Annotated in this window: 9 protein-coding genes, 1 tRNA gene and 1 pseudogene; 4 read left to right on the forward strand and 7 right to left on the reverse strand. The window is 66.8% G+C overall.

All coding sequences use genetic code 11. The features are described 5' to 3' along the window. The 3 genes and pseudogenes from A5673_RS11935 to A5673_RS11945 form a co-directional block, all read right to left on the reverse strand. Positions 1-1,174 (reverse strand): annotated as a pseudogene (locus A5673_RS11935) (hypothetical protein); the annotation flags it as partial. A gap of 131 nt (positions 1,175-1,305) precedes the next feature. After that, positions 1,306-1,878, reverse strand: coding sequence for a dCTP deaminase (gene dcd, locus A5673_RS11940; RefSeq protein WP_068231821.1), 573 nt, complete (start codon positions 1,876-1,878; stop codon positions 1,306-1,308). Between the two features lie 40 nt (positions 1,879-1,918). Beyond that, positions 1,919-2,557, reverse strand: coding sequence for a hypothetical protein (locus tag A5673_RS11945; RefSeq protein ID WP_068231824.1), 639 nt, complete (start codon positions 2,555-2,557; stop codon positions 1,919-1,921). Positions 2,558-2,738: 181 nt separating this feature from the next. On the opposite strand from A5673_RS11945, the gene A5673_RS11950 reads away from it, so the two are divergent. After that, positions 2,739-2,812, forward strand: a tRNA-Gly gene (locus tag A5673_RS11950). Between the two features lie 9 nt (positions 2,813-2,821). Here the strand turns inward: A5673_RS11950 and A5673_RS11955 are convergent. From A5673_RS11955 to A5673_RS11965, 3 genes are all read right to left on the reverse strand, one after another. Then, positions 2,822-5,752 (reverse strand): RND family transporter, encoded by a 2,931-nt coding sequence (locus A5673_RS11955; RefSeq protein WP_068231827.1) that lies wholly within the window; start codon positions 5,750-5,752, stop codon positions 2,822-2,824. Continuing rightward, positions 5,749-6,297, reverse strand: coding sequence for an MmpS family transport accessory protein (locus tag A5673_RS11960; protein WP_068231830.1), 549 nt, complete (start codon positions 6,295-6,297; stop codon positions 5,749-5,751). The genes A5673_RS11955 and A5673_RS11960 overlap by 4 nt, the downstream gene beginning before the upstream one ends. 199 nt (positions 6,298-6,496) lie before the next feature. Then, on the reverse strand, positions 6,497-7,165 hold the full coding sequence (locus A5673_RS11965; RefSeq protein ID WP_068231833.1) for a TetR family transcriptional regulator: 669 nt from the start codon (positions 7,163-7,165) through the stop codon (positions 6,497-6,499). A gap of 302 nt (positions 7,166-7,467) precedes the next feature. Between A5673_RS11965 and A5673_RS11970 the strand changes: the two genes are divergently transcribed. The 3 genes from A5673_RS11970 (at position 7,468) to A5673_RS11980 (ending at position 10,129) form a co-directional block, all read left to right on the forward strand. Continuing rightward, positions 7,468-7,818 (forward strand): hypothetical protein, encoded by a 351-nt coding sequence (locus A5673_RS11970; protein WP_068231835.1) that lies wholly within the window; start codon positions 7,468-7,470, stop codon positions 7,816-7,818. Positions 7,819-7,898: 80 nt separating this feature from the next. Further along, on the forward strand, positions 7,899-8,627 hold the full coding sequence (locus A5673_RS11975; protein WP_068231846.1) for a ubiquinone/menaquinone biosynthesis methyltransferase: 729 nt from the start codon (positions 7,899-7,901) through the stop codon (positions 8,625-8,627). A gap of 89 nt (positions 8,628-8,716) precedes the next feature. Beyond that, entirely contained in the window at positions 8,717-10,129 is a 1,413-nt protein-coding gene (locus A5673_RS11980) for an MFS transporter (protein WP_231971024.1), read from the forward strand. Here A5673_RS11980 and mtnA read toward each other — a convergent pair. Beyond that, positions 10,098-11,075, reverse strand: a complete 978-nt coding sequence (gene mtnA / locus A5673_RS11985) for an S-methyl-5-thioribose-1-phosphate isomerase (RefSeq protein WP_068231840.1) — start codon at positions 11,073-11,075, stop codon at positions 10,098-10,100. The two genes, A5673_RS11980 and mtnA, sit on opposite strands and share 32 nt — an antisense overlap. Between the last annotated feature and the right edge of the window lie 69 nt (positions 11,076-11,144).

Raw genomic sequence — 11,144 nt, forward strand, 5'->3', positions numbered from 1 at the left:
CCGGCGCCGGAGCCGCCGGAATCGGCGGCGCGGGCAGTGGCGGAGCGGCCGGAATCGGAGCCGCCGGTGGGCTCACCGGCCTGGGCGCCATCATCGGCTGCGGGACGGTGAGGTTCGGTTTCGGCGCCACCGCCTGCACCGGCGCGGGCGCCGGAGCCTGGTGCGTGGGGACGATCAGACTTTGGCCGGGGGTGGGCCGCAGCGCCACGGTCCCGGTGGTGCGGATGCCGATCGCCAGGGCGATCTCCAGCGCCAGCACCGCGCTGATGCCGACGACCGCCAAGCCGCTCCCGACCAGCAGGACCGGCCTGCGACGTGGTTGCCCCCGTTCCTGAGCGAACAGGTTCTCGATGACGACCGTCTGGGCGTCGGCGTCGTCGTCCGCCACGGCGCTGTAGGCGAACTCATCGCCGGGATCCGCCCCGACCCGCAGGTAGTCGGGGATGGCGTACTGGTCGACGGCTCCGGTGCCGGGGTCCTGGGCGTAGGCCAACGCCGCGGTCGACGAGGCGAACAGCGGCGCGTTCGCCGACGCCAGGGCCGCACCGCGGGCCAGCGCGGTCTCCGGCTCCTCCGGCGCGCTCACCTCGAGCGGCGTCACCGACTCCAGCGCCGGCTTGATCGGGGCGATGTCGACGCCCGAACCGACCACGAACAGCCCGTCGGGCGCCAGTTCCATCTGCTCCAGCCCGGCGACCATCCCGGCGATCTGTGTGATGGCGTCGTCATAGGACTCGGCGTAGATCGGTTGTTTGTAGACGTCGGCGATGGAACCGTCGGAGGTCTCGACGATGGCGAGCGTCGCGGTGTCGGGCTCGACGTAGAGGACCGCCGTGCGCTCGTAACCCACTGCGCCACCGACACTTTGGGCCAATGCCGCCGCGGCCAGGAAAGCCGACACCAGCATGACGTTCTCGATCTTGTGGGCGGCCAGCGCATCGCGCAACGCGGCCGCCTCGAGTTGGTCGGTCCACGTCACGCCGATCGCCGACAGCTCCAGCCCGGCGTCGGCGGCACCCTCTCGGGTGCCGAGGATGGCGGCGACTACTTGGTCCGGCGCGCTTGCGGTGGCCGCGTCGTTGGCCGCTGTGACGTCAAACTCGTCCTCTTCGACCGTGGCGCCGTCGGCGTTTTCCCCCTCTAGCACCACCATCTGAATCGATGCCGGTGCCATCGACACCCCGAGCACGATATCCAATAGAACCCCCTCACAAAGGTCTTGCTAGACGAAGCCATGGTCGAGTGGGCAGTTACCAAGGCCCTTACATCATCGCGCGAAATCGCTGTGGCGTCGCGCTGTCGTACCTATGTAGAACGTATGAAGTTCTGGTACGACCGTGACGGTGTCGGCCCCCGCTGACCCTGATATTTCGACCCTACGCGCGAGCTGCCATAGGGGTGCTCCGCCGGGCTGGTCAGCCGCAGGATGCACAGCTGGCCGATCTTCATGCCCGGCCACAGGGTGATGGGCAGGTTTGCGACGTTGGACAGCTCGAGGGTGATGTGGCCGCTGAAGCCGGGGTCGATGAAGCCCGCGGTCGAATGCGTCAGCAGGCCCAGGCGCCCGAGCGATGACTTGCCCTCCAGGCGCCCGGCGAGGTCCTCGGGCAGGGAGAACAGCTCCAGCGTCGAGCCGAGCACGAACTCGCCGGGATGCAGCACGAACGGTTCGCCGTCAACGGGTTCCACCAGGGTGGTCAGTTCGTCCTGCTGCTGTGCGGGGTCGATGTGGGTGTAGCGGGTGTTGTTGAAGACGCGGAACATGCAGTCGAGGCGCACGTCAATGCTGGACGGCTGCACCAACGTGTCGTCGTACGGGTCGATGCCCAACCGGCCGGAGCTGATTTCGGCCCTGAGGTCTCGATCGGAGAGCAGCACGCGATGAGCCTAGCTGCTGCCGGGTGCCGGCCGCCCTGACTCAGCGGAGGTACATCTCCCCGCCCCGGGGGTAGCCGCCGCCGGTCGTCGTGACGTGGACGTGGTCATAGTGGCCGAGCCTGCTGGCCTGCGCGCCGGTCGGCGTGTAGTAGACGCCGCGCCAGATCGCGTCCTGGATCCCGAACCGGTCGGCGTTGCGCATCACGTACGCGACGATCTGGTTGCCCAGCGCGATGCCTTCGGAGCTGCCGGGATCGGGGATCATCACATCGATCGCCAAACCGAGCGGATGCCACGGCAGCGGATCCGGCCGCACGCCTCCGATTTGGTGGATCTGGGGGAACGTCGCGCTGATGCTGCGTTCCACCAGGATTGTCCTGACTTGGAGGCCCTGCTCCGGCGCGATGCCGACGGGCAGGAAGCGCGAGCGGGTGTGGTACCTCGATGCCGCCAACTGCCCGTCGACGAAACCGGCGCCTTTGCGTGACATATTCACCGGTGCCGCAACGATTTGCAGGCAGCACGGGGGGACGTCTTCAATCACGGGCTTGGCCACGGCGTGGGCGGGGGCGGGGCGGACATCGCCGGCCGCCGCGAAGAACAGGGCCGCGGGGGCGAGCATGCCAGCCAGCACTACTGGCGACTTGCGGCGCTTCTTGGCTAATCGGTGCCGACCCATTCAGGGCACATTACGGGCAGATCACGAAATAATAAACATCGACTACCTAAAAGCCGACGTGATGTCGCTAACGGCATTCGACTTCCGCGCCGAGACAACGCCATGCGCGACGTCCCCGCCCGACCCCGCCGGAGCGCCCCACGGGCGCTGACCGGGGATGCTAGCCTTTCGGGGCAGCAGCGCCGATGTAGTTCAATGGCAGAACATCAGCTTCCCAAGCTGAATACGCGGGTTCGATTCCCGTCATCGGCTCCACGTGATGTCTCAGCGTTGCTGTACCAATCCGCCCGCCGGGCGCTCCTCGACGTTCTTGAGGAGCAAATCGCGCACGGCGGGACGCGGTCCGTACGGTCGCAGCATGGTGCTGGCCGGCCGTGGACGCACGTGCTGCGGCCACCAGAACCAGCGCCCGAGCAGGGTGGCCAGCGACGGTGTCATGAACGACCGCACGATCAGGGTGTCGAACAACAGGCCCAGCGCGATCGTCGTACCCACTTGGGCCATCACCAGCAGCGGGCTGAACATGAACGTGGCCATGGTCGCGGCGAACACCAGGCCGGCGGAGGTCACCACCGAGCCCGAACCGGCCATCGCGCGGATCGTCCCCGTTTTGAGGCCGGCGTGGATCTCCTCCTTGAACCGCGATATCAACAGCAGGTTGTAGTCCGAGCCGACCGCCAGCAGCAGGATGATCGCCATCGCCAGCACCATCCAGTGCAGCTTCAGGCCCAGGATGTACTGCCAGACGAGCACGGAGAGTCCGAACGAGGCGCCCAGCGACAGCAGCACCGTACCGACGATCACGAAGGCCGCCACGGCGCTTCGGGTGATCACCAGCATGATGATGAAAATCAGTGTGGCCGCGGCAATTCCGGCGATCATCAGGTCGATGTTGGAGCCGTCGTGCATGTCCTTGTACGTCGCGGCGGTACCGCCCAGGTAGACCTTGGCGCCCTCCCAGGGCGTGCCCTTGATCGCCTCGTGCACGGCCTGCTTGATCGGCTCGATGTGGCTGATGCCCTCAGGAGTCGCGGGGTCGCCTTCGTGGGAGATGATCAACCGGACGGCGTGCCCGTCGGGCGAGATGAACTGTTTGAGACCCCGCGCGAAGTCCGGGCTCTTGAACGCCTCCGGCGGCAGGTAGAAGGTGTCGTCGTTCTTGGACTTGTCGAACGCATCACTTTGGGCGGTGGCGTTGTCGGACTGCGCTCTGGCCTGTTCGTTGAGGCCCATCGTGGTCGCGTAGTTCGACATGATCGTGTCGAGGTTGCGCTGCTGGCTCGCGATCTGCGGCGGTATCAGCGCCACCAGCTTCGGCTGAATCTTGTCCAGCTTGTCTAGATTCGCGCTGAGGTTCACGATGTTCTGCGCCACCTGGTCGATGCCGTCCAGCGCGTTGAAGATCGATCGGATCGCCCAGCAGGCCGGAATGTCGTAGCAGTGCCTCTCCCAGTAGAAGTAGCTGCGGATCGGCCGGAAGAAGTCGTCGAAGTTGGCGATGTCGTCGCGCAACGCCTCGGTGATCTGCACGGTCTCTTTGGTCAGCCTGGTGGTTTCGTGCGTCGTGTTGCTGAGGTCCTGGGTGACCTGCATCTGCTCATGCAGGGTCGCCATCGTCTTGCGAAGCTCGTCGGCCTGCTTGAGCAAGTTGTTCGCCTGCTCGTCCTGATAGTGCTGGGTCTGGATCCGCTGCGCGGCTTGTGCGCCCATCTGGAAACCCAGCGTGCTGTGGTCGAGCGGCGTGCCCAACGGCCGGGTGATGGTCTGCACCCGGCCGATACCGGGAATGTGGAAGACCGCCTTGGCCACCTTGTCCAGGACCAGGAAATCGGCCGGGTTACGCAGGTCGTGATCGGTCTGGATCATCAACAGCTCGGGATTGAGCCGCGCCTGGTCGAAGTGCCGGTCCGCGGCGGCATAACCGACATTGGCCGGGGTGTCCGCCGGCAGGAAGTGGCGGTTGTCGTAGTCCGTCTTGTAACCGGGCAGGGCCAGCAGACCAACCAATGCGACCCCGATGGTCACCGCGAGAACCGGCGCGGGCCAGCGGACGACCGCCGTGCCGATGCGACGCCAGCCCCGAGTCGCCAGCTTGCGCTTCGGATCCATGAGCTTGAAGAACGAAGCCACGGTCAGCACCGCAGGACCGAGGGTCAACGCCGCGAGCACCGCTACCAACATGCCGATGGCGCACGGTGCGCCCAGTGACTGGAAATACGGCAATCGGCAGAAGCTCAGGCAATACATCGCGCCGGCGATGGTCAGCCCCGACCCCAGCACGACATGCGCGGTGCTGTGGAACATGGTGTAGAAGGCTTGTTCGCGGGTCTCGCCCAGACCGCGCGCCTCGTGGTAGCGGCCGACCACGAAGATCGCGTAGTCCGTTCCGGCGGCGATCGCCATCAACACCAACAAATTGTTGGCGAACGTCGACAGTCCGATGATCTCGTTGTTGGCCAGCAAGGCAACGACTCCTCGAGCCGCGGCCAACTCGATGAACACCATCGCCAGCATGATCAGCATGGTGGTGACCGATCGATAAACGAACAGCAGCATCACCACGATCACCACAAAAGTGACAAGAGTGACGAGCGCGACGCCCTTCTCGCCCGCGTGGGACTGGTCGGCGAACAGCGGACCCGGGCCGGTGACGTACGCCTTGATTCCCGGCGGCGCGGGCACCGAGTCCACGATCTTGCGGAGGGCCAGGGCAGACTCGCTGGCCAGGCCGCCACCCATGTTGCCGGCGAGGTAGACCTGCACGTACGCGGCCTTCTGGTCATGACTCTGGGAACCCGCCGCCGTCAGCGGATCACTCCAAAAATCCTGGACGTGCTGAACGTGTTGCTTGTCTTGCTCGACGCGCCTGACGATCTCGTCGTAGTAGCGGTGCGCGTCGGCTCCGAGCGGCTTGTCACCCTCCAGCAAGATCATGGCCGAGTTGTCCGAGTTGAACTCTTTGAACGTCGATCCGACCTTCATCGTCGACTGAAAGGATGCCGCGTCAGTCGGACTCATCGACACCGAGTGCGTCTTGGAGACGGCCTCCAGCTGCGGGGCCGCGGTGTTGGTGATGAACACGATGCCCAACCACACCAGGACGATCGGCAGGGCGAGCCGGTGGATCATCCGCGGCAGGAACGGCGGAATCAGCGGCTGATCGACGCGCGGCGGTGCCTGGGCTGGCTCGCTCATGCGGACTTATCCAGGCAGTAGACGAAGGGGTTCACGGTTTCGTTGGCATCCGAACGATTCGGAGCCTTGATCACGTCACCGTGCCCGTCGTGGTTGTTGACGACGAATCGGCAGGCGATCCAACTGCCGTCTCCTTGCGCCACCAGGTTTGCCGGGATGCCGGGCTTCGTTGAACTCAATACTTTGCTCCAGGGCAAGGGCACGTTCAGTGCCTGCTGCGGATGGGTGTTTTCGTCGAGGTAGTTGATGGTCGCCGTGCTGCCCGGGGAGCCCCACACCTCGAGCGTGATCGTCTTGGCGTTGAACTGGTCGAGAACCTCGCCCGAGGTGCCACCACCGAACGAACCCTTGTGAACGCCGAAGACGCCGTGCAACCGGTACACCACGAAGCCCGACACCGCGACCACGGCCGCGATGGTGAGTACCAACCAGAAACGCCCCAGCAGCCCCTTTTTCTTGGCGCGCCGCGGAGCGACCTCCTTGCCCTCCCTGCCGGCGGAGCCCTGCATCTCTAGCGGTTCGGTCCTTGGGTCAGTCATCGTCATGGGCGCTTCAAGTCCTTCAGCACGGGCGAAACGTTGTCCATAGCAGTCCCCCTTCGACGGCCTTCCTTCATCCGGGCGTCGCTGCGGCGGTCGGTTCCCGACGGCGCCGGCTCAGGCCCCGAGCGCTCCAAGAGTTCCGGACCGTCTTCACCGGTCGCAGTTCGCCAAGCCACAGCGCTCCCGCGCCTCCTTCCTGAGTTCATGAGGATCCCGAGACCAGGCCGATGCAGGTGGCCGTGAGCAGGCGGGTGAGGGCGGTTGCGAAGTCCAGATTCCACTCGGGCGGAACCACTTCGGGCTCCTCGGCGTAGATGTCGGTCAGGTGCGCCGGGGGGTTCGCGACTTGCCACAGCGTCGCCGCCAGCGAGTAGGCGGCCAGCAGGAGGTCCAGCGCGCCCGATCGTCCGAGTTCGGGCAGCGCGGATGCGATCGAATCGGCCAGCGAGAGTGTGGCCGCGGTGCTGATCCGCCTGACCTCGATGACCCGCTCGGCGTCGACTTCGTGTTCCAGGTGCAGGTGCAGGTTGGCCAGCAGGTCGCAGAACAATGGGTCCTCGGCCAGGGCTTCGGCCAATGTCTCGGCGATGCGCGAGGGCGACTTCGCGCCGGGCTCGGCCAGCTTCTCCGACACGGTGGTGGACCACCGCACCCAACCCTCGGCGGACAGACGCAGCAGGACTTCCTTGTACGAGGTGAAGTAGCGGCGTACCGCCGAATAGTGAATTCCGGCGCGGCTGGCGACCGCGGTCAGGGTGACCGACGCGACGCCCGTTTCCATTGCCAGCGAGCGTGCGGCTTCCACGAGGGCCTCCGCACGTTGGCGCTTCTCTTCCTCGGTGCGCGCGCGTTGGAATGTCAGTTGCGCCACCGGCTGAGACTAACGCACATTGTGTGATTTGTATAACGGAACGAGGTTTCCGGGACGCCCGGGCGTCGCGGGACCGCCCGATCATGGCGAAATCGCCGCGCAGCCTTCCGACTTCTGATTGCGTTGTCGCGCGAAGCGGCAGCGGCTAGCGGGCGTTCTGCCCGCCGACATCGGTTACCGCGGTAAGCCTCGAACGTCAGCCGTCAGGCGCGCTGCCTTTCCGGGGTCATCGACCTGACGACCGCCGCCTCCTGCGCCGCTGCGTCCGCTTCGGGAGGGTTCCCGATCGGTGACGGGTCGACGTGCGGTACGAACGTCGAGTACTGATCAAGTTTCTCGGCCAATCCGATGAATACGCCAGCGGCCACGCCGATTTCGATGCCATCATGCAGTCCTGGAAGCCGTCCACCCTGGTGGCCGCCAACCGAAGTGAGGCGATTGATATGGGACGTCTAGCGCGCGTATGCCTCGCTATCGTCGGCGGGGCCGTGGGGCTCGGCCTCGCCTATACACTGCATCACGTCGCGGGGGAGGTTGGCTTGATGGCTGGCCTCCTACTGATGCTCATCGCGGGATTTTTCAATGAACGCCGGAAACGAAATACCCGCCAAAACCCCAAGAACGATGACGACCCCTTGAAGGACTCCGCCTAAAGATTGCGGCCCATCGTTCGGTGGGAAGTGCCGTGGTACATTCCCGGCTGTTGGACCCGGGGGTTGTGCGGAGGCTCACCATGGTCACGCGGCGATGGAACCAGTCGGACGAGGCCAAGAGCAGCTACGTCCAGGAGCTGTTCTCGTCGCTGGCGTCGCGCTACAACGTGATGACCGATCTATGGACGCTCGGGCTTCATCGCCTGTGGAAGCGGCGCGCGCTGGAGTTGTGCGCCCTGCGGACCGGCGAACGAGTCCTCGACGTCGCCACCGGGACGGGCGATCTCGCGTTCCTGGAGGCGGCGGCGGTCGGGCCGGAGGGCCAGGTGGTGGGCGTCGACTCCTGCGCGGCGATGCTCGAGGTCGCCCGGGGCCGGGAGCGCGGGGCCGTCGACTTCCAGGAGGGCGACGCCACCGACCTGCACTTCCCGGACGCGTGCTTCGACGCGGTGACGATCGGCTTCGGGCTGCGCAACGTCGCCGACCGCGGCCGCGCGCTGCGCGAGTTCCACCGCGTGCTGCGCCCGAGCGGCCGCCTGATGGTCCTCGATTTCAGCGCGCCGGACTCGAACACGATGAAATCCGTGCACGACCTGCTGTACTTCCGCGTGATGCCGGCGGTGGGCTGGGCCGTGGCCTGGCATCGCGACGCCCACCATTACACCGCCGATTCGATCCGCACCTGGATGTCGCGGGACGGGCTGCGCGACGCGATGCGGGAAGCGGGCTTCGTCGACGCCCGCTACGTCTCGCTGAGCACGGGGTTCGCCACGGTGCATCTCGGTACGCGCGGGGCCTGTGACGCGTAGCTTACGAGATATCTTGACTGGCAACTATATTCGTCGGCGTCCAATCAGCGCTTCATCGGCGCCGTCCCCCGGACTCAGGTAGAAAGCCCGTGGCAACGACGAAAGAGGCCGGCATTACCGCGATGTCACGGGGCCCGGCCGCGTTCATGGTGGCGGCGCTGTCGTTGTCGGTGACGTCGTTCACGCTCAACGCCACCATGCTCGGCCCCGCGATCCGGGACATCAACACCCATCTCGGCCCCCACGCGTACGCGTCGATGTCCGGCTACTTCTACCTCGCCGGGGCGATCGCCAACGTGGTCCTGATTCGGTGGAGCGACTTCGTCGGCCGCAAGCGGGTGCTGGTCGCAACCCTGTTCGTGGTCTGCGTCGGAACGCTGTTGTGCGTGCTGGCGACGTCGCTGCCCCTCGTGATGGTGGGCCGGGTGTTGCAGGGAAGCGCCAACATCACCTACGGCCTGGCCTTTTTGATCATGCGCGAACACCTCAGCGGCCCGGCATTCGGCGTGTGCTGCGGTGTCATCTCGGCGATCAGCGCCGGGGTGGCCGGGGTCGACGCGTTGCTGGCCGGGTTCATGGTCGACCATTTCGGCTATCGCTCGATCTTCGTGTTGACCCTGGCGTTCGGCATCGTCGCGGCCGCGCTCTGCTGGCTGGCGGTTCCGCCGGACGAGCGGGATCGCGCGAGCCCGGGCCGGATGGACTGGGTGGGAGCGGTGCTGATCGCGTTGACCGTCGCGGGGCTCGACCTCTACTTCGCCAACGGTGACCGGATGGGCTGGGCCTCGCCGCTGTTGCTCGTGTCGATCGGCACCGCCGGCGCCGCCTTCGTCGGGCTCGTCATGGTCGAGAAGCGAGTGGCCCAACCGCTGATCCACATCGACCAGATGGCCTCGCGCCACGCCTGGCCGTTGATCGCGGTGACCATCCTGTGCTTCGCGTCGTTCATGGTGGTGCTCAACTACATCGTCCCGTCGATCGCCGAGAACAACCGCATCGGCTTCGCCGCCAGCGGGCAGCTGACCGCGCTGCTGTTCATCACGCCCGGCGCCCTCTCCCAGCTGGTGGTGTCGCCCCTGGCCGGGCGGGTCTCCGCCAAGGTCGGCTTCGTGACGGTGTTGCGGGCGGGGCTCGTCGCCGCCGCGGCCATCACCGCGCTGCTCGCGGTGTTCGCGCTCGACAAGACGATGGTCATCGTGCTCATGGTGGCGTTCGGGGTAGCGCTGGCGGTCGCGCTGACCCCCATGAGCGCGCTGGGTGTGCTGCAGGCCCCGCCCGACGAGCCGGGCTCGCTGCCCGGGATCGCCAACGCCTCCTACGGCATCGGCAGCTCGCTCGGATTCGCTTGGGCCGTAACGGTTGTCGGCGCGGGCACTGGGACGGGCTATCACTCCGCGCTGTGGATCTGCGTCGGCATCGGCATCCTCGCCGTCGTGGCCAGCGTGATCCTGAAACCGCGTGTCGGCGCCGTCAGGAAGGCCGGTAGCGGCCCTGCTCGGTGACCACGGCGGTGATCAGCTCGGCCGGGGTCACATCGAACGCGGGGTTGAAGGCGTCCGCGTCCGGCGGGGTGATGGCCATGCCGGCGAACGTCCTGAGTTCGTCGGGCGGGCGTTCCTCGATGGCGATCGCGGCGCCGGTGGCCAGCGACGCGTCGATCGTCGACGAGGGCGCGACCACGACGAGCGGCAGGTGGTGATGACGCGCCGCGATGGCCAGGCCGTAGGTGCCGATCTTGTTGGCGACGTCGCCGTTGGCCGCGATCCGATCGGCGCCGACGAGCACGCAATCGACGAGGCCACGCGCCATCGCCGCCGCCGCGGCGCCGTCCGGCTGCACCCGGTAGGGCACGCCCGCCTGCGCCAGCTCCCACGCGGTGAGCCGGGCGCCCTGCAACAGCGGGCGTGTCTCGTCGACGAGCACCGACTCGACCAGTCCGCGCTCGTGCAAATGCCAGACGACGCCGAGCGCGCTGCCCCATGCGACGGTGGCCAGGTGCCCGGCGTTGCAATGGCTGAGCAGCCGCAGCGGGCGGCGTTCGCATAGTTCCAGCACGACCTCGGCGGCGTGGGCGGACGCGGCGCGGTTGAGGCGTTCGTCCTCGTCGAGGATCTCCAGCGCCTCGGCGAGCACGGATTCGGCGCCCTCGTCCAGCTTTTCGAGCGCGCGCGCCACCCCCCAGCTGAGATTGACGGCGGTCGGCCGCGCCTGCGCGACGCGTTCGGCTCGTTCCTTTATGGCGCCCACGTCGCCTCCCTCGCGCGCGGCGAGCACCACGCCAAGGGCGCCCGCCGCGCCCAGCGCCGGGGCTCCGCGCACGGCCAGGCGGCGGATCGCGTCGATCAACTCGTCGACGGTGCGCAGCGTCAGGACGCGGTAGTCGGCCGGCAGCGCGGTCTGGTCGATGATGGTGACCGCGTCGCCGTCCCAGTCGATGGTCCTGCGCACCTGCCGACCCTAGCCCGCCCGGTCGACGCTGCCGGGTTAACGCTTTTCAAACGCCGCAAATTTGTCGCG

The sequence above is a fragment of the Mycobacterium sp. E3198 genome, assembly GCF_001667015.1.
In the GTDB taxonomy this organism is placed as follows: Bacteria; Actinomycetota; Actinomycetes; order Mycobacteriales; family Mycobacteriaceae; genus Mycobacterium.

Excerpts from the sequence above, each read along its gene's own strand:
- A5673_RS11945 (WP_068231824.1), bottom strand. The coding sequence starts at position 2,557 with ATGGGTCGGCACCGATTAGCCAAGAAGCGCCGCAAGTCGCCAGTAGTG.
- A5673_RS11955 (WP_068231827.1), bottom strand. The coding sequence starts at position 5,752 with ATGAGCGAGCCAGCCCAGGCACCGCCGCGCGTCGATCAGCCGCTGATT.
- A5673_RS11960 (WP_068231830.1), bottom strand. The coding sequence starts at position 6,297 with ATGACGATGACTGACCCAAGGACCGAACCGCTAGAGATGCAGGGCTCC.
- A5673_RS11975 (WP_068231846.1), top strand. The coding sequence starts at position 7,899 with ATGGTCACGCGGCGATGGAACCAGTCGGACGAGGCCAAGAGCAGCTAC.